This window comes from Duganella sp. Root1480D1 (assembly GCF_001427305.1).
Classification (GTDB): domain Bacteria; phylum Pseudomonadota; class Gammaproteobacteria; order Burkholderiales; family Burkholderiaceae_D; genus Rugamonas.
In genome coordinates, this window is record NZ_LMFZ01000001.1 from 631,040 (window position 1) to 652,467 (window position 21,428).

Sequence of the window (21,428 nt, forward strand, 5' to 3'; positions counted from 1 at the left end):
GGTCAAGCGCTTTTTTACCTGACTTCGCAGTCGACCGCCTTTGGTGAGCGGGCATCGGCCGTTGGCTTGCCGCCTTGCGCCGGGGTGTTGAAGACAGGCGGCGGGGCAAATTGCATGCCTGGGTTCTGCGGCAATACGATAGGTGGCATTGTCGTTCCCGGCGTAAAACCGAACTGGCCGGCATTGAAGGAAAGGCTGCCGCCTCCATTGCTGAGATGGATCATGCCGTCCAGGACCTGCACGTAGAGGCCCGGCGCGCGCACGGCTCCGGCCGCCGGCAACTTGCTGGCAGGCCCCACGATTTCAGCCACAAACAGGGTCCCGCGGATGCCAATGGTGGCCGCCGGCGTCTTCAGCTCGAACTTTTCCCTGCTGCGCTTGCCCAGCAGGCCCGACACCGCGCGCAAGCCGCCCTTGACCAGGTTGAACTGGGCCCGGTCCGCCTCCTGCTTGCCGCTGTCAAAGCTGAAATTCTCAATGGTCAGCGTGCTGCCGGGCCGCAGGGTGATTTCGCTATTATCGATAAAGCGCACCAGGGCATAGGTAGTTTTCTCGGTCACCAGCGTATCGCCATTCTCGACCTCGGACTTGACGGACAGGACTTTCGCCGTGCCGTCGGCCTTGCGCGCCATCAGCGGCCCGCTCAACTGGACCACCGTGCCCGCCACCGGGGCCGCCAGCGCCAGCGCGGCAGTCAGCCACAGCAGCGCCAGCACCAGGCCACGGCCGGCCAGCTTAGTTGCAGTACATTTTTGCAGGGGCTTCATGCTGTTTCGCTCCGCTGGATTTTTCCTGGGATAGTTTGTCGCTCTTGTCGTCTTTCTTCGCCTTGTCTTTGCCTTCGTCCGGTGAGCTGGCCACGGACGCCTGGCCAGCCGTGTCGCCGCTGCTGGTGTTGTTGATCAGCTGGATGGTCTGGTTGACGGCGGCCTGCACCGGATTGCTGGGCTGCGCTTCCGTTGGCGGCAGCACCAGTTGGCAGCCTGGCAAGGTCGGATCCAGCTGGCACTGGTCGATCGAAGTTGGCGGCGTGGTCGGCGGATTCACGATTTCACCATTGACGCCAATACTGCCGCCGGGCGCCTGCACGCTGCCCGCAGCGTAGCTGACCTGGGATCCCGCCAGCAGGCTGACATTGCCCTGGCTGCTTTTCACCAGCGCGCCGCTGGCGATCAGCAAATTGTCGCCGCCGCTGCCGCTGTTGCCCGCTTCCAGCGAGATGTTACCCGAGGTGGACAACACACTGCCGTAAATGCTGAGCGGGCTGTGCGCGCTCAGGCGGATATCGCCGCTATCGCTGTTCACCAGAGCGCCGGGAGCCAGCGTGGTGGCGCCGTAATTATCGAGCGCGATCGCACCGCCATTGCCCGGGGCCAGCTTCAGCTGCAGCACCGTGAGCGGCGCCGGCACCCCGGCATTGTTGCTGATGACGATAGGCGCGCTGCCGCTGGTCGCCGTGCTTTCGGCATCCAGCTCGGACACGAAGGTCTGCAGCGCCGCCGCAGCGCTGCCGATATTCGCGCCCGCGCGCGCCACCAGCTTGTTGGCCTTGATGGCCGCGCCGTCGGTCGCCAGCGCGCCATCCGAGCGCAGCGTGACGGTGCCCGCAACCTGGATGCCGTTGAGATCGTAGCCGCTGCCCGTGGCGGAATTTCCCCCTTGCAGCCGCACCACGGAAAGCGCCTGGCCGCTGCGAAAATCGAGGTTGCCGGAGCCGACCGCGGCCGCGATATGCGCCACCTGGTTGCCGCTGTGGTCCAGCTGCACATTGCCGCCGGCATCAATGCCCAGCTCCTGCACCTTCAGCGCCGCGGCCGCATTGGCGGCATCTTGCGTGATGCCAGCGGTAGTGAGCAGGCCCAGCCGCGTGGTCAGCGGGTTCAGGTTGGCCGCGCCGCCGATGTGGATGGCTCCCGCGCCAAAGCTGGTACTGGTGCCAGTATCGGTACTGCCCGCATTCGTGCCGGGTTTGGTGCCGGGCGTGGGTTCGCCGCTGCCGTCATCGCGGTTGCCGATGCCGACCGTTGCGGCGGCAATCCTGTTCAACTGGGTCAACGACAGGCAAGCCGTGCCGCAGGCGGCGCCGATCGTGATGCTATGCCCGGCCGTGGCCGGTGTCAGCGAGGCCAGCTTGGCCGTCACGTCGGCTGTGAAGTCCATGGCGTCCGCATTCAGGTGCACGATATCGGCTTGCAGCGGCGCCGCCACCTGCAGCAGGCCCGCGCGCGCTTCCAGTTCCAGCTCCCGGCCCGGCATGTTGAGCGCGCCTGCCACCTTCATGCCGTTGGCGGCCGTGATGAACAGGCGCGGCGTGGCCAGCGTCGCCAGGCCGCTGCCGCCCAGGTAGGTGGTGGGCGTGCCGGTCGGGCCACTGCCGCCAAGCTCGATGGAGCCCGCGCTGTCGATTCCGATCATGTCCGCCACCATGCCGGTGCCGGCCGCTCCGCTCAGGACCACGGAGCCGCCGCGCAACTTGATGCTTTGCGCGCTGACCAGGGCATTGTTGCTCAGCGTGCCGCCCGCCTCGGCCCCCAGGCCGGCAGCAGCGGGCAGCTTCAGCGTTCCGAGCAGGTCCACCTTGCCGCCCGTCTGCAACACCAGCGAAGCGAGCGCGGCAGAACCGCTGAGGTCCAACTGGTCCGCCGTGATATTGCCGGCACTGGACACGGGATTGCCGCTGGGGTCGAACACGAAGCCGCCAATCACCAGGTTCGGCGCTGCCAGGCGGCCCAGGTCGGCATTACCCAGCACCAGTCCGCCGCTCTCGCTGGTCGGCGTACCGCCTACCCGGATGGCGGCCCCGCCTATGCTGGATACGCGAATGCTGTGCTCGGCACTTGCCTGGCCCGCCAGGCTCATCGCATTGGCCTCCAGGCCGATATCGACGCCGCTGAGTTGGGAACCGATTTCACTGACCAGGCTGCCGCTTGTGGCACGTAGCAGCATGGGACCGCCGCTGACCGAGGCGGTCGGTGCCAGCCGCAGCGAAGTGCCTTCCAGCTGGAGCGGTTTGCCATTGCCGTTGACCGGGCCGTTGACCACCAGCTCGTTAGCCCGCACATGCAGGTTGCCGAAACCGGCGCTATTGGGGGCATCGGACTGGCTCAGCGCCAGCACCTCGAGCGTGCCGCTATCGACATAGTTCAGCTCGCCCACGCCTTGGGCCCGCAGGCTACCCACCAGATTGCCGCCGCTGGCCAGGTTGACCTGGCCGCTGCCATCCAGCGTCAGGCTGGCCGCGCGCAACGGCATGTCGGGGGCCTGGTTCAGGCTGCTCGCCTTCAAGGTCACGTTGCCGGGCGTTTGCACGCCACCCAAGCCGTTGCCAAAAGTCAGGTTCAGGTTGCCGATATTGCTGAAACTGATATCGCCGGAAGCCGAGGCTGCCAGCCCCATCACCTGGTTGGGGCCGTTCAGCGCCACCGAGCCGGCATTAATCAGCAACACCGGCGCGGTGATCGAACCGCTGCCACTGACGGCGCCGCCGGTCTGCAGGTAAAGTCCGGACCTCGGCTTCAGCGCCCCGTTCAACGCGATAGCGCTGCTGGCGAGGGTCAACATCGCGTTGCCGGCATTGCTGGCTGACAGGTCCAGCATGCCTTCCACGCTGAGCACTCCGCCATGCTGGGAGAAGCCGATGTTCAGGTTTTGCGTGGCGATGGAGGCAAGCTCCGTGCCATCCAGGCTCAGCACCCCGGGCGTGCCGTCGCCCACCTGGCCCAGCTTGATGGCGGTGCTGGCGCTATACGGGTTGAGCGATACGCTGTTGGCGGCCTGCAGCTGGGCGCCACTGCCGATTCGCATGCTGTCGGCCTTCCAGCGCATTTCCTGTCCCGCCAGCAGGACGCCCGCGCCCACCTCGATTTCTGCTCCGCTCAGCTCGATGATGCCGATGCCGGTCTCGATGCCGGCCGTCAGTTTCACCGCCCCGCTGCCGGTCGCGGCACCGGATGCCGGATCATTGGCTTGCAGCCGCAGCATGCCGCCATTGGTGGCCAGCTTGCCCTTGACCATGATGTGGTTGCCGGCCTGGGCCAGCAAGCCCACGCCCGGCGCGGCGATGGCGACCGGGTCGGCAAAGGTGATGTCGTGCCGCGCCTGCAAGGTGACATCGGCGCTTGCACCGTTGAGCAGCGCGGTGGCGATTTCCGTGACGCCGGTGCTAGGCCCGGAGAAGAAGGTGGCGACATCGTACAGGGTGGCCGGCACGGTCGGCGCCAGCTTCACTTCGATATCGAAGGGGTCGAGCAGCCACTGGCCGCGCCTGCCCCGCGGCGCGTCCGCATCGACGCGCAAGCCGCCCAGTTCCAACCGCTGCGCCGACGTTTCCACCTGGCCGCCGTCGCCACCCAGCGCCCCGCCGCGCGCCGAAATACTGCCCTGCACGCTGGCCATCTCGTCGGCCCAGACGATCACCTTGCCGCCCTTGCCGCTGCTGCCGGCATCGGCCGCCAGCACCACGTCCTTGCCGACATATACCTGGCGCGCATTGGGCAGCTGCGGGTTGGCGCCGCGGTAGTCGCCGCCCACCAGCACGCTGCCGCCGCCCTCTTCGCCGCTGGCGTCGACCCGCGCATCGCCAATCAGGCCGACCTGCGGCCCCAGCACGGCGACCTCGCCGCCACCGCGCGCCGTGGTGCGGCTGCCGCCTTCCAGCATGCTGCGGCCGCTGGCGCGCAACAGCACCTGGCCTTGCGCACCGCGCACCGCGCTGTCGGCACTGGCAGTGCCGCGCTGCTTGACCAGCGCGCCGAAGATGCCGATGCGCCCGCCCTGCGCCACCACCTGCCCCAGGTTCAGGGCCTGGTCGTCTGGCGCCGACACGACGACGTGCAGGGCTGGGTTGGCGCCATCCACCAATTGCACGCTATGGCCGGCCGCCAGCATCACGGCGCCGCCGGGCGCATGGATGATGCCGCTGTTCTCCACCTGCGGTGCGACCAGGTAGACCAGGCCGCCTTGCCCAGTGTTGAGCTGTCCCTGGTGCGCCACCTTGCCGGCGCCGCTTGCGCCGCTGAAATGCAGGCGCCCAGCCAGGAAGTCGGCGTCGGACAACGCCAGGCTGGACGCCACCAGGCCCTGTACGTCGATGCGCGCGCCCTGCCCGAACAGCACGCCGTTCGGGTTAAGCAGGTAGACCTGGCCATTCGACTGCAAGCTGCCCAGGATGCGGCTGGGATCCTGCCCGGTGATCCGGTTCAGCACCTTGCTGCTGGCGCCCTGTTGGACGAAACGCGTGACTTCGTCGGCGCCGACCGAAAAGCTGCGCCAATTGATGATGGTGTTGGGCGTATTGGCCACGGTGAAGACATTACCCTGCTGGCTGAAACTGGCCTGGCCGGCCGCCACCTGGGGCGCCACGGGATTGGCCTGCGCGCCGCCGAAGCAGGCCGCGATCGCCAGGCCAAGCAGCTTGCGCTGCAATTTGCTGTGCTTGCTGTAGTCCATGTCGGTGTCCTTAATAGGCAAGGCCGAGCCGCAGGTGCACTCTGCCGCTGCCGTCGCGCCCGGTCGGGCCGCCTTGTACCACGTGCCCGTAATCGAGTTGCAGGTTGGCCTGGCTGCCCAGCAATAGCCGTACACCCAGGCCGATACTCGCTACGCTGGCAGTCCGCAGTTCACCCGGCAGCGCATCGTTGCGCCGCACATGGGCCCGGTCATGGAAGGCCAGCAGGCGGCATTGCCAGCGTTCGCCGCATAGCGATGGCGTGTACAGCTCCAGGTTGAGGCCCGCCCCTTTATCGTTGGCAAGTTCACGCTCGGGCAAGCCACGCACCGAGGCGCCGCCGCCAACGCCGAACTGCTCGCCCGGCACCAGCGCGTCCGGGGTGTACTGGAGGTTGGCGATGGCGCGCCATTGCCAGTCGCCGGGCAGAAGCCGGCTGATGCTGGCGCCTGCGCGCAGGATGGTGTAATCGTCGGGCGCCCCGGCGCGCGCGCGGCTGAAGTCGTCCTGGCCGCCGCGCTTGCCACCTGGCAGGTTGCGCAGCAGCGTCAGTGACAGTCCGCTGTCGCCGCGCGGCGAGCTCCAGCTCCCCAGGTAGCCCAAGCTCAGCGGGCGCACGGTGACATCGTTGCCCAGCTCCTGTCCCAGCAGCTGCACGCTGTTGCGGAACGCCTTCGATTCGGCGCCGAACAGCAGCTTCCCTTCATAGCCGGGATGTCGCTCCAGATAATGGCTGTAGCGCGCCCCGAATACCGTGCCCTGGCCACTGACCGCCACGCTGAAGGCGCCCACCGCCACTGTGCCGGAATCGATGTTCGAGTAACTGGCGTAAAAGTCGAGCGTGTCGCCCAGCGTGTAGAGCGGTATGTGGTAGCCCAGGCCGTACACTTTGACCCGCCCCGGCTCTTCGGCCGAAGTGGTGTACTGCAGGCTGGCCAGATGATCCAGGCCAAACAGGTTGGCGTGCTGCAGCCCGAAGCCGATATGGGTGCGCCCGGTCTGCCCGGTGCCGCTGTTATCGGCATTGAGCATGGCTTTCCACTGCCGTTCATCGGCCACCTCCAGTAGCGCGTCGACCTCGTCCTCGCGGCCCCCGCTTTGCAGCTTCATGGTGACCTGGCGTGCGGGATGCTCATTGGCCAGCTTCAGCGCTGCCGAAATGTCTTCCAGGTTGGGCACCTCGCCAGCGCGCAGCTGCGGCAAGGCACGCCGTACATTGGCTTCGTCCACATGGCGTTGGCCACGCACCTGGACCAGCCCGATGCGGGTCTGCACCACCTCCAGCCGCACCGCACCGCTCGCCAGTTCCTGTTCCGGCAGCGTGACGGCCACCAGGCGGTAGCCGGCCGCCTGGTAGGCCGCCGTCAGCGCTTCCAGCGCCTGCTGCACGTCACCGAAGTCGCGTCCACGGCCCGTATAGGGTGCCAGCACCCGCGCCACCTGCTCCGGCGGCAGCAAGGTATTGCCCCGCACCTCGTAGCGCTCGACGTCGAAGCGCACGATGCCGGGATCGGGCACGGAGTCGGTGGCCGCCTGGGCCGCAGCGACCAGTGTGGCAGCAGAAAGAAACGCAAGGCTTCGTTGGATTTTTTTCATATCAGGAGCAGGAAATGGACAGCAGCCGCGGCCGAGCGCACAGGCGCATCGTTCGAGACTTGCAATTGCCAAGTGTGTTCGGGAGACGCGGGAGGGTGACGCTTCGTGGCCGGGGGATCGATTGTGGCCAGTTCACCATGCATAGCCATAACGCAGCGTCAGCCGACTGCGCGCGTCATCCGGCATGATGTCCGAACGTACCACGCGGCCAAGGTCAAGCTGCATGCTGGAGTTCTTGTCGATCTTCATGCGCACCCCGATGCCGGCGCTGCCCACATTGCGGGTACGCAGCTGGCCATTTGAGGCACGGTTGTAGCGCAGGGCATTGCGGTCGTAAAACAGCAGCGCACGGCAATGGCGGCCGGCGCCTAGGCAGATATCTGGGGAATACAGTTCGACGTTGCTGCCCAGGCCGCCGTCGCGCAGCGCATCGCGGTTGGCCATCAGGCGCAAGGCGGTCGACGCGGCCGGTGCCAGGCTGTCCTGCAGCGAAATCTCGCCGGCGGTGTATTGGGTATTGACGCTGGCGCGTACCATCCAGTCACGCGGCAGGGTCTGCGTCAGCGTCGCCGCCAGGCGCGTGGTCGGCGTGGTACCGGGCAGGCCGGGCAGGCCCGACTGCGGATAGGCGGTGGCGGAAAAATCGAAGGAAGGCGAGCTTCGGTCGCGATCACGGTCGCGTTCGTGGCTGGGCGGCGCTGCAAGCGCACCGGTGCAGGCTGCAAGGGCCAGGATCGGCACAAGGCTAGGCTTCATGATCGTTCTCCCGGCATGCAATTGCCTGGCAAAGAAGCAACTCTTATTACCCTCAGTTTAGGACATAAATGCCCCAACCACAGCTTCATTCTACGCCTGCGCAGGAGCGCGCACCGTTGAGTGTTGCTTATTTGCTGTCGAAATTTGTGACCCCGTCCCAGTCCGGTCCGGGCGGCTGTTCGCGATAGCGGGCGATGCGTTCCAGGTAAAGCGCATACAGCGTATTTTGCGGCGTTGCAGCAGCCAACGGCGCCAGCAATGCCTGCGCTGCCTGCCACTGCTGCGCACGCACCAGGGCCAGCGCCTGCTGCCATTGCTGCAGCTCGGCCAGTCGGCCCGCGTCCAGTTCCCCTTGCCGCCCCAGCGGTTCGAAAATGGCTACCGGCTCCAGCTTGCCCTTGACCCGCACCAGGTCCAGCTCGCGCCAGGCAAATGCGGGCGCCGCCGCCCGCGTCGCGGCCCCCGCCACGATGCCCGCTCCGTACACCTTGGTGATGCCCTCCAGCCTGGAAGCCAGGTTCACCGCGTCGCCCATCACCGTATAGGCGCGACGGATGCGCGAGCCCATGTCGCCCACGTGCATCGGGCCGCTATTGATGCCGATGCCGATGCGCAGCGCAGGCCAGCCACGCTGTTCAAATTCCCGGCTCAGGCGCGCTGCCGTGGCTTGCATCGCCAGCGCCGTCGCCACTGCCCGCTCGGCATGGTCGCTGCAGGACACCGGCGCCCCCCAGAACGCCATCACGGCGTCGCCGATGTATTTGTCCAGGGTGCCGCGGTGGCGGTCGCGGATTTCCTCCGACATGGCAGTCAGGTAGCGGTTGATGAATTCGCGCAGCTCCTGCGGCGACAGGCCCTCGGCAATGGTGGTGAAGCCGCGCACGTCGACAAACATCACGCTCAGCTCGCGGCTCGCGCCTTCCATGCTGTATTGGGCCGGATTTTCCGCCATCTCCGCCACCAGTTCCGGCGCCACGTATTCGCCGAAGCGCGACACCAGGGCGCGCCCGCGCCGCACCTCGAAGAAATAGCCCCAAGCCAGGTTCAGCACGAACAGCGCAATCCCCAGCAGCAGCAAGGTGGCCAGGTTCAGCACCGCGTCATAGCGGCGGTACAACAGGAAGTTCAAGGCCACCGTGCCGGCCAGCGCCGCCAGCGACAGCAGGATGCCCCAGGCCGGCGCCAGTACCGGCAGCGCCAGCGCCAGCATGCCGCCCAGCACCAGCGCCTGCAGCACCTCGATCTGCGTCGCCACGTCGGGCCGCTGCTTGAAGCTGTCGTCCAGGATCGATTTGATCAGGTTGGCGTGGATTTCCACCCCGGGATATTCGGCGTTGACCGGGGTGGCGCGCAAGTCGTTCAGGCCCGGGGCGCTGGTGCCGACCAGCACGATGGTGCCGGCCAGCAGCTCGGCTTTGGCGCGCCCTGCCAGCACGTCCGCCGCCGGCACGTAGCGGAAGGCGCCGCCGGCCGGACCGCCGCGTCCGCGGAACTGCACGGTATTGGTCAAGCCTTCACCGACCGGGATACGCAGCTTTCCCGCGTTGTGGAACAGCGCAATGGCATCCAGCCCGCCGGCCTGGCGCTCTGCCGCGCTCAGGGTATCGACACTGCCCTGCCACAGCGGCGCGATGGCTCGCCCGCCCAGCGCCGCCGATACCGTGGCCAGCGCCAAAGTCGGGTAATAGCCGTCGCCGATGCGCTGCAGCAGGGCCGAAGAACGCACCAGGCCATCGCTGTCGACCAGTGCAGTGAAGATGCCGGCGCCGGCCGCCGCCGCCTGCAAGGGCGCGATATTGGCTTCATAGCCTTGCGCCGTATAGGCATCCAGCGTGCGCCCGTTCAGGCTCTCGACCGTGAAAGCGGGTGCCGGCAGCACGCCCTTGCGCTGGCTGCCCGACAGGCTGTACCCCAGCACCACCGGCTGGCCGCGCATGGCAGCGGCCAGCCGGCCGTCGTAATCGAGCTGCGGCTGCAGCCCGGCCAGCGCGCGGGCCAGTCCCGGCACCTGGCGCAATTCCCCCTGCGCCAATTGTTCCAGCACACCGTAGCCGGAGCTGGTATCGGGCTCGGGGAAGGAAATGTCGAAGCCCACCGCCGCGACCTGGTAAGGACCGGTCAGTTGTTCGACCAGGCGCGCCAGCTTGTCGCGGCTCCAGGGGAAGCGCCCCACTTCCGCCAGGCTGCGCTCGTCGATGTCGACGATGACGATGCGCGGGTCGAGTTCAGGCGCTTCGAGCCGCATACGCAATCCGGCGAAAAAGCTGTCCATGCGCGCCACCGATTCGGACGGCAGCAACTGCACCAGTTGCAGCACCGCCAGCGCCGTGAGCGAAAGCCCCAGCAGCCAGCGCGCGCCGTAGCGTTGCAGCAGGCGGCGCATCAGGGCGTGTACCCGGGGATGCGCGACTCGTCGATCGCGTCAACCTGGCGCGGGTCCATGTATTGCCGTGCGAATTCCAGATAGACCTTGCGGCGGATGAAAATGTCGAACAGGTCGGGATCGATATGCCCGTTCAGGCTGAACTTGCCCAGGATGTCGAGCGATTCGGACAGCATCTTGCCCTTTTTGTAGGGCCGGTCGCGCGCCGTCAGGGCCTCGAAGATGTCGGCGACTGCCATCACGCGCGCCGGCACCGACATCTGCTCGCGCACCAGGCCACGCGGGTAGCCCTTGCCATCCATGCGCTCGTGGTGGCCGCCGGCGTATTCCGGCACATGCTGCAGGTGCTGCGGCCAGGGCAGCGATTCGAGCATGCGCACCGTGACCACGATATGGTTGTTGATCACCTTGCGCTCGGCCTCGGTCAGGGTGCCGAAGCGGATGGTCAGGTTTTCCACCTCTTCTTCGCTGAGCAGGGGTTGCTCCTGCCCGTCCGGCGCACGCCAGCGCCGCTGAGCGATCCGGCGTACCCGCTGCTGCGCTTCGGGCGCCATGCCCTCGCCGCCGATATTGGCCTGGCGCAGGAAGTCTCGCTCGGCGCGCAAGTCCTCCAGCTCCGCCGCCAGCGCCGCCTGCAGCGCCGGCCCGTCGCCGCCAGCGAGCTCGGCCCGCAAGGCGCGCAGCTCGGCGTCGCGCAGCAGCACTTCATAGCGCGTGTCAAGCAAGCCGATCCGGTCATAGATGGTCTGCAGCTTGGTGGCCTTGTCCACCACGTGCACCGGCGTGGTAATCTTGCCGCAATCGTGCAGCAGCCCGGCCAGCCACAGCTGCTTGCGCTCGCCCTCCGACAGGCGGAATCCGGCCAGCGGCCCACTGTCGGCCGCATGTGCCGCATCGGCCAGCATCATGGTCAGCACCGGCACCAGCTGGCAATGCCGGCCGGTATAGGGCGATTTCTCGTCGATGCCGATGTTGATCAGGTTGACCAGCGCTTCCAGCAGTTGTTCAAGCTGGGCCACCAACTGCTGCTTGGTCAGCGCCACCGCGGCCTGCGCCGCCAGCGCCTCGATGAAGCGCTGGTCGGTGGCGCTGAACACGCCCTCGGCATTGCCCGCATTGACCAGCTGCAGCACCCCCAATAACTGGCCTTCGTGGTCGCGCATCGGCACCGTCAGGATGGAACGCGTGCGGTAGCCAAAGCGCTGGTCGAATTGGCGCATGCCGGAGAAATTGAACTCGCTGGCCTGGTAGACATCGTCGATGTTCACGGCGCGGCCATGGTTGGCAGCATAAGCCGCGACCGAATCGAGCTTGGGCACGCCGGCCGCGTCCACCAGCGGCACCGGCGCGATGTCAATGGCGGCGCCGCTGCTGCCGCCCAGGTGCAAGCCCAGCGTATCGTTGACGGTGATATGGAACAGGAGGTTGGCGCGCGCGGCATCGGGGCGGTAAAGCGTGCCGCCGTCGGCATGGGTCAGGTGCTTGGCCGCCTGCAGGATGCGCTCGAGCAGCACCCCGGTATCCTGCCCATCGCCCAGGGCGACGCTCAGTTCGGTGAGCTGTTCCAGCCGCGCCGCAAGCTGGGTCGGGGTCAAGTCTTCCATGCTTGAAGTGTATCCCTGCCGCGCCGGCGCACACAAGAATCTGCCTGTAGCGGGCAAAAAACGCTATTATCACTCTTGCCAATTCGACCAACTTTTTAACAGGCAATCAACATAAAACCACGAAAGGCCTTCAATGAAATTCAAGTTCTGGGGGGTGCGCGGCTCCATCCCCTCCCCGGGGCCGCGTACCGTGCGCTACGGCGGCAATACCACTTGCATTGAAGTACGCAGCGACGACGGCACCCTGATCGTGCTGGATGCCGGCACCGGCCTGTTCCCGCTGGCGCAAGCTTTGCTGGCAGCCCCCCAGCGTCCCGTCGAAGCCAACCTGTTTATCAGCCACAGCCACTGGGACCATATTCACGGCCTGCCCTTCTTCTCGCCCTTGTTTGTGAAAGGCAGCCGGGTGCGCGTGCATGGCGCCGGCGATCCCGCCACCGGCAAGGGCATCGAGCATGTGATGGGCGTGCAACTCCAATACAGCTATTTCCCGGTCGGCGAAGCGCAGATGGATGCCACCATCGAATACCGGACGCTGGCGCTGGACGAAGCGGTCGATATCGGCGATGCCCGCGTGCGCCATGTGCTGATGAACCATCCGGTTACCGACCTTGGCTATCGCATCGACTGCGACGGCAAGTCGCTGTTCTTCACCGGCGACCACGAGCCGCCCGTCGATGCCGCGCACGTTGCCGCCATCGACGCCCTGGTGCAGGGTGTCGATGTCCTGGTCGCCGACTGCTCCTACACGCGCGAGGAATACCCGGCCAAAGTTGGCTGGGGCCACGGCACTTTCGACAGCGCACTGGCGCTGGCACTGCGCTGCGGGGTGCGCAGCCTGTACTGCACCCACCATGAACCGACCCGCAGCGACGATGAGCTGGAAGCGGTGTTCGCCGAAGTGATGGCGCGCCACGCCGGCCAGCTGGGCGGCCTGCAAGTGTTCCTCGCCTACGAGGGACTGGAAGTCAACCTATGAGCACAGCATGAGCGAATACGATCAACAGCCCGCCTCCGGCGCCGAGACGGAGCGCCGACTGGCCTTCTTCCGCAAGTTGCAGGCCGTCACCACCAAGATCCACGCCACCAGCAACCTGGACGAGATCATGCTCGACCTGGGCATGGAGTTCTGCGACCTGTTCGAATGCGACCGCTTCACGCTGTATGCGATGGACCACGAGAAGAACTACATCGTGTCGAAGGTCAAGACGGGCATGACCAGCTTCCGCGACCTGAAGCTGGCGCTCAATCCTTCCAGCATTGCCGGCTATGTGGCCATGACGCGCCAGACCCTGAATATCCGCGACGTCTACGATGCTGGCGAGCTGCGCGCCATTTCGCCCGAGCTGCATTTCCAGCAGGGCGTGGACCAGCGCACCGGCTACCGCACGCGCCAGATGCTGGTGGCGCCGCTGGTGTCGCTGGCGCACGACCGCCTGCTGGGCGTGGTCCAGTTCATCAACACGCGCGACGGCGAGCCGTTCTCTTCGATCGCGCTGGAAGGCGTGCGCCAGTTGGGCGACACGCTCGCCGTGGCCTTCAGCCAGCGGCTGAAACCGACACCGCTGCCGCGTACCCGCTACGATGCGCTGGTGGCCGACAGCGTGCTGTCGCCGCAGGAACTGGAGCAGGCCCTGCGCACCGCACGCGAAAAGGAAACCGATGTCGAAACGGTGCTGGTGCAGGACTTCCACGTCAAGCCCGCCGTGCTCGGCGCCGCCCTGGCCAAGTACTACACCATTCCTTACGAGCCGGCGCGCCCGGACCGCGTGCGCCCGGCCGACCTGCTGAAAAAACTGCCGCTTCAATACCTGGAGGAATCGGGCTGGGTACCGCTGGAGGAAAACCGCGACGGCCTGCTGGTGCTGACCATCGATCCCGACCGCGTCACGCAGACGCACATCGTCAACCAGGTATTCCCGCGCATGCACGTCAACTACCGCGTCACCACCCGCGCCGAATTTGCCCAGACCCTGGCGCAGTTCTTCGGTGCCGGCGGATCGGCCAGCGTGGATGAACTGCTGTCGGGCATGGGCACCGATGATGAGGATGCCGGTGATGCGCCGCAGGAAGTGTCGGAGGCGGTGGAAAACGAACTGGTCAAGCTGCTCAACAAGATCATCATCGACGCTCACCGCCAGGGCGTGTCGGACATCCACATCGAACCCTTGCCGGGCAAAGGCAAGACCGGCATCCGCTTCCGCAAGGACGGCGTGCTGGTGCCCTATATCGAAGTGCCTGCCGCCTTCCGCGCCGCGATGGTGGCGCGCATCAAGATCATGTGCGACCTCGATATCTCCGAACGCCGCAAGCCGCAGGACGGCAAGATCAAATTCAAGAAGTATGGCCCGCTCGACATCGAACTGCGCGTCGCGACCATCCCATCCGCCGGCGGCGTGGAGGATGTGGTGATGCGCATCCTGGCCGCCGGSGAGCCGATTCCCCTCGACAAGCTGGGCGTGCTGCCGGCCAACCTGGACCGCTTGCGCGCCACCGTGGAAAAGCCGTATGGCCTGTTCTTTGTCTGCGGCCCCACCGGCTCGGGCAAGACCACCACCCTGCACTCGGTACTGCATTACCTGAACACGCCGGAAACCAAGATCTGGACTGCCGAAGACCCGGTGGAGATCACGCAGAAAGGCTTGCGCCAGGTGCAGGTGAACCGCAAAGCAGGGCTGGAGTTTGCCACCGTGATGCGGGCTTTCCTGCGCGCCGACCCCGACATCATCATGGTCGGCGAGATGCGCGACAAGGAAACCGTCAGCATGGGCATCGAAGCTTCGCTGACCGGCCATCTGGTGTTTTCCACCTTGCACACCAACAGCGCGCCGGAATCGGTGGTGCGCCTGCTGGACATGGGCATGGACCCGTTCAATTTCGCCGATGCCCTGCTCGGCATCCTGGCGCAGCGCCTGGCCAAGCGCCTGTGCGGCAACTGCAAGCAGTCCTATCACCCGGGCGAAGCGGAACTTGAGCTGCTGCTGTCGGAATATTGCGAAGAGCTGCAAAACACCAGCTCGTTCCAGAGCGACGCCCTGTCCGCCCGCCAGCAAGTGCTGACCGGCTGGCGCGAGCGCTACGCCGATGCCGAGGGGCGCTTCACCTTGTACCGGCCGCTCGGTTGCGATCAGTGCAACAAGGGCTATCGCGGCCGCGTCGGCCTGCACGAGCTGATGATCGGCACCGACCGCGTCAAGAAGCTGCTGCAGGAGCATGCCCGGGTGGCCCAGTTGCTGGCCGCCGCGCTGGAGGACGGCATGCTGACGCTGAAAATGGACGGGATCGAAAAGATCCTGCTCGGGATTACCGACATCAAGGCCGTGCGCCAGGTGTGCATCAAATGATTTCCCATACATTCCTCGGCATTGGCGACTTCGATCGCGCCTATCGTTTTCACGCCGCGGTGATGGCTGCCCTTGGGCACGCACTGCGTTTCTGCGATGCCGGCAAGCCCTGGGCCGCCTGGCAGCCGGCCGGCGGCGGCCGTCCCCTCTTCATTATTGGCCGCCCGTACAGCGGCGAGGCCGCCCATCCGGGCAACGGGCCGATGATCGCCTTGCTGGCACCGTCGCGCGCGGCCGTCGATGCGGCGCACGCCGCAGCGCTGGCGAACGGCGGAAGCTGCGAAGGCGCGCCCGGCCTGCGCCCGCACTATCACCCCAACTACTACGGCGCTTACTTCCGCGACCCGGACGGCAACAAGATCGGCGTCTGCTGTCACGACCCGGCTTAAAGGATCTTCTCGAAACAGGCCGCAGCGGGGTTGCCTGCATAGCGGCCGAAATTCTCGATGCGCTGGTAGCCATGCGCCAGGTAGAACTGCACGGCGCGCGTGTTCACCAGCCGCGTTTCCAGCCGCAGCGCGCGGAAGCCGATCAGCCGTGCTTCCGCTTCCAGCCACGCCAGCACGGCACTGCCGATGCCCTTGCTGCCAGGACGTGCGTACATGCGCTTGATCTCCGCCGCGCTGTCACCCAAGGGCCGCAGCGCGCCGCATCCCAGCGCCCTGCCTTGCCCGTCGCGCGCCACGGCAAAGCGGCCTGCCTCGCCACGCGCATCGGCGGCGCTGAACGCGCTGCGGCCACTGTCCCCGGTCAGCGCCTGCAGCGTGCCGTCCAGCTCGGCCATCAACGCGACCGAATCCGGCTCGCCCGGATCGGCCGCCGCCACGCGCGGCAGCAACTTGTACATGAAGGTGGCGGCGCCCAGGCGGCCATCCGGCATGGTGGCGAATTGCGGGATTTCGCCGCAGCGTTCATAGCCCAGTTTCAGGTACATGCGTTCGGCCGGTTCGCCGCTGCAGGTGTCGAGCACCAGCAACGTGCGCCCCTGCAATCGCGCCACGGCCTCGGCATGCAGGATCAGCGCCTGCGCCAGTCCTTGGCGGCGTGCACGCGGGTGCACCAGCATTTTCGACAATTCGGCGCGATGGCGGCCGTTCGGCATGCACGCCAACACCAGCTGCAGGGTGCCGTCTATGCGGCCATCTTCGCCGCGCACGATGAACAGGCGGCGCTCGCCGCGTTCCACCGCACCATGCAAGCCTAGCCAGAACGCATGCGCCTCCTCGTGCGGGCATGGTAGTTCGAAGCCGACACTGGCGCCGGCCAGCACGCAGGCACGCAACACCTCAGCCAATTGGCCGGCATGCGCCAGCAGCCCGGCGCCATCCAGTTCTTCTATGGTTCGCATATCGCTATCAGGTAATGGGCCTGCTCCGGGCCGGGACAGGAAAAGCGCGTCGCACCGTACAGGTGGAAACGCAGGCAATCGCCCGGCTGCAGCCGGTGCGTAGTACCGTCGACGGTGTAATCGAGCACCCCGGACAGCATCCACATATGCTGTTCCAGGCCGCGCACCGGCGCTTGCGCATAATCGATCACGGCGCCTGGCGGCAGCTGCCCTTCGATCATCTCCGCCTTGAAGCCGCGCCCCGGCGGCGACACCATGCGCCGCACGAATCCCGTTGCCGGATCGTGCCACTCGGCCTGCTCGCCGCGGCGGATCAACTGTACCGGCGCCTGCTCTACCTCGGCGATCAGGCGCGACATCGGCATGCCGTAGACCGAGCAAAGCTTGCCCAGCATCTCCGCCGTCGGGCTGGTTTCGCCGCGCTCCAGGCGCGACAAGGTGGCGCGGCTGATGCCGCTTTGCGTCGCCAGTTCTTCCAGCGACAGCCCACGCTCTTCGCGCAAGGACGCTAGCCGCCGCACCAGGCGGCCTTCAAATGAATTTCCCATATGAGAGAATATATCTCACTTATGAGACGAGCACAAGAAAAAAAACCCGGCCGCAGCCGGGTTCTTCGCAGGCGCTTGCGCCCTTACATGATGTGCTTGCCGACCCACCATGCCACCGCCGCGACAAACGCGGAAGCAGGAATGGTGAAGATCCACGCCCACACGATATTGCCTGCCACGCCCCAACGCACGGCCGACATTTTCTGCGCCGAGCCGACGCCGACGATTGCGCCGGTGATGGTATGGGTGGTCGAGACTGGAACGCCCCAGAAGGACGCCATCAGCAGGGTGATCGCGCCGCCGGTTTCGGCGCAGAAGCCGCCCACCGGTTTCAGCTTGGTGATCTTCTGGCCCATGGTCTTGACGATGCGCCAGCCGCCGAACAGGGTACCGAACGAGATCGCGCCGTAGCAGGCCACGATGACCCAGACCGGCGGCGCCGAATCGCCGGCAGCCACGTGGCCGGAAGCGATCAGCAGCATCCAGATGATGCCCATGGTCTTCTGTGCGTCGTTGCCGCCGTGGCCCAGCGAGTAGCCGGCTGCGGACAGCAGCTGCAGGCGGCGGAACCAGCCGTCGACCTTGCGCGGCGTCGACTTCACGAAGACCCACGACACGATCAGCATGATCAGCGAGCCAAGCACAAAGCCCAGCAGCGGCGCCACGACAATGAACACCACGGTCTTGATCAGGCCGCCGGAAATCAGCGCGCCGGTACCGGACTTGGCCACCGCGGCGCCCACCAGGCCGCCGATCAGGGCGTGCGAGGACGAGGACGGAATGCCGTAGTACCAGGTGATCACGTTCCAGACAATCGCCCCTATCAGGGCTCCGAAGATCACATAGTGGTCGATCACCGAAGGCTCAATGGTGCCCTTGCCGATGGTGGTCGCCACCTTCAGGCCGACCACGAAGATCGCGACGAAGTTGAAGAAGGCGGCCATCATCACGGCGGTCTGCGGTTTCAGCACGCCGGTGGACACCACCGTGGCGATCGCATTGGCGGCATCGTGGAAGCCGTTCATGAAGTCGAACACCAGTGCGAGGAAGACAAGTGCCCCCAGCGCCCAGATGCTAATTTCGAGGTTGCTCATGAAATGATCTTTTTAATTATGCGTTTTCAACGATGATGCCTTCGATGATGTTGGCAACATCCTCGCAGCGGTCGGTAACGGTTTCCAGGATCTCGTAGATCGCCTTCATCTTGATCAGGTTGCGCACGTCCGGTTCGTCGCGGAACAGCTTGGACATGGCGGCGCGCATCACGTGGTCGGCGTCCGATTCCAGGCGGTCGATCTCTTCGCAGATGCTGACGATCTTGGATGCGTTGTCCATGTTCGACAGCAGGGCCACGGCGTCCTTCACCTTTTCGCAGCAAGCGAGCACCAGTTCGGCCAGGCGCTTGGCTTCCGGGGTCACGGAGTGCAGGTCGTACAGCGACACGGTCTGGGCAGCATCTTCCATCAGGTCCAGGATGTCATCCATGCGGGTGATCAGCTTGTGGATGTCATCGCGGTCGAGCGGGGTGATGAAGGTCTTGTGCAGCAGGTCTACCGCCTGGTAGGTGATCTTGTCAGCCTGTTTTTCGATGCTTTCGATGGCGTGGACACGGTTTTCCAGGTCGTCGAAATTAGCCATCAGGCCCAGCATCTCTTTGGCGCCCTTCACGCAAAGTTCGGCATGCTGGTTAAACATGTCAAAGAATTTGCCCTCCGAGGGCATCAAGCGTCCAAACATTTTTGTTCTCCGTTGGTTGATTCGTTGGTACTGCAGCATAGCCACCCAGCGTGGCCAGCCTGGTAATCAGTCGCCTTGGTAGATCGACAGGTTACCGGTGTAATTGCCAAACTTGGTGTACGCACCGATCCAGGTCAGGCGGATCGCCCCGATTGGACCGTTACGCTGCTTGCCGATAATGATCTCGGCGGTGCCTTTATCCGGCGAGTCGGGGTTATAGACTTCGTCGCGATACAGGAAAATGATCACGTCCGCGTCCTGCTCGATAGCGCCGGATTCGCGCAGGTCGGACATGACGGGACGTTTATTGGGACGTTGTTCCAGCGATCGGTTCAGCTGGGAAAGTGCAATGACGGGGCAATGCAGCTCTTTGGCCAGGCCCTTCAGGGAACGCGAAATCTCGGAGATCTCGGCCGAGCGGTTGTCGCCCGGCTGGCTGCCCTGCATCAGCTGCAGGTAGTCGACCACGATCAGGCCCAGCTTCCCGCATTGGCGGGCCAGGCGGCGCGCACGGGCGCGCATCTCGATCGGGTTCAGTGCCGGGGTCTCGTCGATGTAGACCTGGGCTTCATTCATTTTCTGGATGGCGTGCGTCAGGCGCGGCCAATCCTCGTCGATCAGTTTGCCGGTACGCAGGCGATGCTGGTCCAGCAGGCCGACCGAGCCCAGCATACGCATGGCCAGCTGCACGCCGCCCATCTCCATCGAGAACACGGCAACCGGCAGGCCGGCCTCCACCGCCACGTTTTCGGCGATGTTCATGGAAAATGCGGTCTTGCCCATTGACGGCCTGCCGGCCACAACCACCATGTCGCCTGGCTGCAAGCCGGAGGTCATCTTGTCCAGGTCGGTCCAGCCGGTCGGCACGCCGGTGATTTCAGAGCCGGAATCGCGCGAATACAGTTCGTCGATACGCTCCACCACCTGGGTCAGCAGCGGTTGCACCGGCAGCCAGCCGGCGGCGCCGCGCGAACCCGCTTCTGCGATGGCGAAGATCTTCGCTTCCGCCTCGTCCAGGATCTGCTTCACGTCCTTGCCTTGCGGGCTGAAGGCGTTGCCCGACACTTCGTCGGCCACGGTGATCAGCTTGCGCAGCACGCCCCGGTCACGCACGATTTCCGCATAACGGCGGATATTCGCGGCCGATGGGGTGTTCTGCGCCATGGCGTTCAGGTAGGCCATGCCGCCCACCTCTTCCGCCTTGCCTAGCATGCTGAGCGCTTCGAACACGGTCACCACGTCGGCCGGCTTGCCCGAGTTGATCAGGCGGACCATCTGTTCGAAGATGATGCGGTGGTCGTAGCGGTAGAAGTCTTCCGCATTCATGAAGTCCGCAATACGGTCCCACGCCGCGTTGTCACGCAACAAACCACCGATGACAGATTGCTCTGCCTCGATCGAGTGCGGCGGGATGCGGAGGGAATCGACTTGTGGGTCGGACTGGGGTGCGGCGTTCATGGCGCGCATTATACCTGCTTCGGCAAGCCGGGAATAATCCCTGAAAATAAAAAAAGCCGGGCGAACCCGGCTTTTTTGCTGTATTTACGACGCTGATTAAGCAGCTTCGCCAACCACAGCCACGGTCACTTCTGCCACCACGTCGGTGTGCAGGGCAACGGCCACTGGGAACTCGCCGGTGGTCTTCAGCGGACCGGTTGGCAGGCGCACAGCAGACTTTTCCACTGCGAAGCCAGCTTTGGTCAGGGCTTCAGCGATGTCGAAGTTGGTCACGGAACCGAACAGGCGGCCGTCAACGCCGGCTTTCTGCGATACGGTCACGGTCATGCCGTTCAGCTTTTCGCCTTGGGCTTGAGCGGCAGCCAGCTTGGCGGCAGCAGCTTTTTCCAGTTCAGCGCGCTTGGCTTCGAATTCAGCAACAGCAGCAGCGGTAGCGCGGCGTGCCAGTTTCTGAGGGATCAGGAAATTACGGGCGTAGCCGTCTTTCACTTTCACCACGTCGCCCAGGTTGCCGACGTTAACAACTTTTTCCAGCAGGATGATTTGCATATTAATTCTCCAGGATCTCTGATCTGATCGCTAATTAAGCGTGGTGCAGATCGGTGTATGGCAGCAGGGCCAGGTAGCGGGCGCGCTTGATCGCGGTGTCAACTTGACGCTGGTAGTGCGCCTTGGTGCCGGTCAGGCGTGCTGGCATGATCTTGCCGTTTTCCTGGATGAAATCTTTCAGGGTGTCTACGTCTTTGTAGTCCACTTGCTCAACGCCAGCGGCGGTGAAGCGGCAGAACTTCTTGCGCTTGAACAGAGGGTTTTGTTGCTTGCGCTTTTCTTTCAGCTTGAGCTTGTTTTTGTCGAACTTTTTACCGAATGCCATTTTAGGCTCCTGTATTTAAATGTGCGCTGCTTCGGCAGCACGAAAATCAATGATGTGAAACACCAGGGTTCTGCTATTGCGGTTCTTCTTGGCCAGGAAACCGGTGAACTCGTACAAGCCTCCGAGGGGCGCCTGACTGAATCGTTTTGACAACTCGCCTGCCGCAACGGCAGGGATCTCAAACTCGGTCAGTCGGGCAATGCCTGCCTCTGTCTGCTGCGAACTGTGCTGCAAGCTTGCATTCACAATCGGCAGGCCGGCCGGGGTGTAACGAATTTCATCCCGTTCGGCAATCAGGGCGGTAACCCGGAGCTGGTTGTACAGACCGTCTCCT

General features: G+C 65.0%; 17 protein-coding genes. 3 read left to right on the forward strand and 14 right to left on the reverse strand.

The window, feature by feature from the left end; genetic code table 11:
* Positions 1-14 precede the first annotated feature (14 nt).
* From ASD58_RS03205 to ASD58_RS03230, 6 genes are all read right to left on the reverse strand, one after another.
* Positions 15-767, reverse strand: a complete 753-nt coding sequence (locus ASD58_RS03205) for a FecR domain-containing protein (RefSeq protein ID WP_057259627.1) — start codon at positions 765-767, stop codon at positions 15-17.
* Positions 736-5,448, reverse strand: coding sequence for a filamentous hemagglutinin N-terminal domain-containing protein (locus ASD58_RS03210; RefSeq protein WP_057259628.1), 4,713 nt, complete (start codon positions 5,446-5,448; stop codon positions 736-738). Before ASD58_RS03210 ends, ASD58_RS03205 begins: the two co-directional genes overlap by 32 nt.
* A gap of 10 nt (positions 5,449-5,458) precedes the next feature.
* Positions 5,459-7,042, reverse strand: a complete 1,584-nt coding sequence (locus ASD58_RS03215) for a ShlB/FhaC/HecB family hemolysin secretion/activation protein (protein WP_057259629.1) — start codon at positions 7,040-7,042, stop codon at positions 5,459-5,461.
* Positions 7,043-7,174: 132 nt separating this feature from the next.
* Positions 7,175-7,798, reverse strand: a complete 624-nt coding sequence (locus tag ASD58_RS03220; RefSeq protein ID WP_057259630.1) for a hypothetical protein — start codon at positions 7,796-7,798, stop codon at positions 7,175-7,177.
* A gap of 127 nt (positions 7,799-7,925) precedes the next feature.
* Complete coding sequence (locus tag ASD58_RS03225) at positions 7,926-10,181, reverse strand: CHASE2 domain-containing protein (protein WP_200951559.1); 2,256 nt, start codon at positions 10,179-10,181, stop codon at positions 7,926-7,928.
* On the reverse strand, positions 10,181-11,785 hold the full coding sequence (locus ASD58_RS03230) for an HD family phosphohydrolase (RefSeq protein WP_057259632.1): 1,605 nt from the start codon (positions 11,783-11,785) through the stop codon (positions 10,181-10,183). Before ASD58_RS03230 ends, ASD58_RS03225 begins: the two co-directional genes overlap by 1 nt.
* A 133-nt stretch (positions 11,786-11,918) precedes the next feature.
* Between ASD58_RS03230 and ASD58_RS03235 the strand changes: the two genes are divergently transcribed.
* The 3 genes from ASD58_RS03235 to ASD58_RS03245 are packed head-to-tail and all read left to right on the forward strand — an operon-like array spanning position 11,919 to position 15,518.
* On the forward strand, positions 11,919-12,764 hold the full coding sequence (locus tag ASD58_RS03235; RefSeq protein ID WP_057259633.1) for an MBL fold metallo-hydrolase: 846 nt from the start codon (positions 11,919-11,921) through the stop codon (positions 12,762-12,764).
* Positions 12,765-12,771: 7 nt separating this feature from the next.
* A complete protein-coding gene (locus tag ASD58_RS03240; protein ID WP_057259634.1) occupies positions 12,772-15,129 on the forward strand; it encodes a GspE/PulE family protein in 2,358 nt (785 codons plus the stop codon).
* Positions 15,126-15,518 (forward strand): VOC family protein, encoded by a 393-nt coding sequence (locus ASD58_RS03245; protein ID WP_057259635.1) that lies wholly within the window; start codon positions 15,126-15,128, stop codon positions 15,516-15,518. Before ASD58_RS03240 ends, ASD58_RS03245 begins: the two co-directional genes overlap by 4 nt.
* Here the strand turns inward: ASD58_RS03245 and ASD58_RS30340 are convergent.
* The 8 genes from ASD58_RS30340 to priB all read right to left on the reverse strand — a co-directional run bounded on the left by ASD58_RS30340 (position 15,515) and on the right by priB (position 21,418).
* Complete coding sequence (locus ASD58_RS30340; RefSeq protein ID WP_082565181.1) at positions 15,515-16,477, reverse strand: GNAT family N-acetyltransferase; 963 nt, start codon at positions 16,475-16,477, stop codon at positions 15,515-15,517. The two genes, ASD58_RS03245 and ASD58_RS30340, sit on opposite strands and share 4 nt — an antisense overlap.
* The gene (locus ASD58_RS03260) at positions 16,465-17,025 is read right to left on the reverse strand and encodes a helix-turn-helix domain-containing protein (protein WP_057259636.1); all 561 of its coding nucleotides are present in this window, start codon (positions 17,023-17,025) and stop codon (positions 16,465-16,467) included. The genes ASD58_RS30340 and ASD58_RS03260 overlap by 13 nt, the downstream gene beginning before the upstream one ends.
* Before the next feature lie 83 nt (positions 17,026-17,108).
* Positions 17,109-18,119, reverse strand: a complete 1,011-nt coding sequence (locus ASD58_RS03265) for an inorganic phosphate transporter (protein WP_057259637.1) — start codon at positions 18,117-18,119, stop codon at positions 17,109-17,111.
* Positions 18,120-18,135: 16 nt separating this feature from the next.
* Entirely contained in the window at positions 18,136-18,762 is a 627-nt protein-coding gene (locus tag ASD58_RS03270) for a DUF47 domain-containing protein (RefSeq protein ID WP_055931252.1), read from the reverse strand.
* A gap of 66 nt (positions 18,763-18,828) precedes the next feature.
* A complete protein-coding gene (locus ASD58_RS03275) occupies positions 18,829-20,220 on the reverse strand; it encodes a replicative DNA helicase (RefSeq protein WP_057259720.1) in 1,392 nt (463 codons plus the stop codon).
* A gap of 96 nt (positions 20,221-20,316) precedes the next feature.
* Positions 20,317-20,769 (reverse strand): 50S ribosomal protein L9, encoded by a 453-nt coding sequence (rplI, locus tag ASD58_RS03280; protein WP_055931250.1) that lies wholly within the window; start codon positions 20,767-20,769, stop codon positions 20,317-20,319.
* Positions 20,770-20,803: 34 nt separating this feature from the next.
* Positions 20,804-21,094, reverse strand: coding sequence for a 30S ribosomal protein S18 (rpsR, locus tag ASD58_RS03285; RefSeq protein WP_057259638.1), 291 nt, complete (start codon positions 21,092-21,094; stop codon positions 20,804-20,806).
* 15 nt (positions 21,095-21,109) lie between these two features.
* Positions 21,110-21,418, reverse strand: coding sequence for a primosomal replication protein N (gene priB, locus ASD58_RS03290; protein WP_057259639.1), 309 nt, complete (start codon positions 21,416-21,418; stop codon positions 21,110-21,112).
* Positions 21,419-21,428 lie beyond the last annotated feature (10 nt).

Coding starts and splice junctions, on each gene's coding strand:
- ASD58_RS03205 (WP_057259627.1), bottom strand. CDS start 767: ATGAAGCCCCTGCAAAAATGTACTGCAACTAAGCTGGCCGGCCGTGGC.
- ASD58_RS03245 (WP_057259635.1), top strand. CDS start 15,126: ATGATTTCCCATACATTCCTCGGCATTGGCGACTTCGATCGCGCCTAT.
- ASD58_RS03260 (WP_057259636.1), bottom strand. CDS start 17,025: ATGGGAAATTCATTTGAAGGCCGCCTGGTGCGGCGGCTAGCGTCCTTG.
- ASD58_RS03230 (WP_057259632.1), bottom strand. CDS start 11,785: ATGGAAGACTTGACCCCGACCCAGCTTGCGGCGCGGCTGGAACAGCTC.
- ASD58_RS03270 (WP_055931252.1), bottom strand. CDS start 18,762: ATGTTTGGACGCTTGATGCCCTCGGAGGGCAAATTCTTTGACATGTTT.
- rplI (WP_055931250.1), bottom strand. CDS start 20,769: ATGCAAATCATCCTGCTGGAAAAAGTTGTTAACGTCGGCAACCTGGGC.
- ASD58_RS03275 (WP_057259720.1), bottom strand. CDS start 20,220: ATGAACGCCGCACCCCAGTCCGACCCACAAGTCGATTCCCTCCGCATC.
- ASD58_RS03235 (WP_057259633.1), top strand. CDS start 11,919: ATGAAATTCAAGTTCTGGGGGGTGCGCGGCTCCATCCCCTCCCCGGGG.
- ASD58_RS03225 (WP_200951559.1), bottom strand. CDS start 10,181: ATGCGCCGCCTGCTGCAACGCTACGGCGCGCGCTGGCTGCTGGGGCTT.
- ASD58_RS03210 (WP_057259628.1), bottom strand. CDS start 5,448: ATGGACTACAGCAAGCACAGCAAATTGCAGCGCAAGCTGCTTGGCCTG.
- ASD58_RS03265 (WP_057259637.1), bottom strand. CDS start 18,119: ATGAGCAACCTCGAAATTAGCATCTGGGCGCTGGGGGCACTTGTCTTC.
- ASD58_RS30340 (WP_082565181.1), bottom strand. CDS start 16,477: ATGCGAACCATAGAAGAACTGGATGGCGCCGGGCTGCTGGCGCATGCC.
- rpsR (WP_057259638.1), bottom strand. CDS start 21,094: ATGGCATTCGGTAAAAAGTTCGACAAAAACAAGCTCAAGCTGAAAGAA.
- ASD58_RS03215 (WP_057259629.1), bottom strand. CDS start 7,042: ATGAAAAAAATCCAACGAAGCCTTGCGTTTCTTTCTGCTGCCACACTG.
- ASD58_RS03220 (WP_057259630.1), bottom strand. CDS start 7,798: ATGAAGCCTAGCCTTGTGCCGATCCTGGCCCTTGCAGCCTGCACCGGT.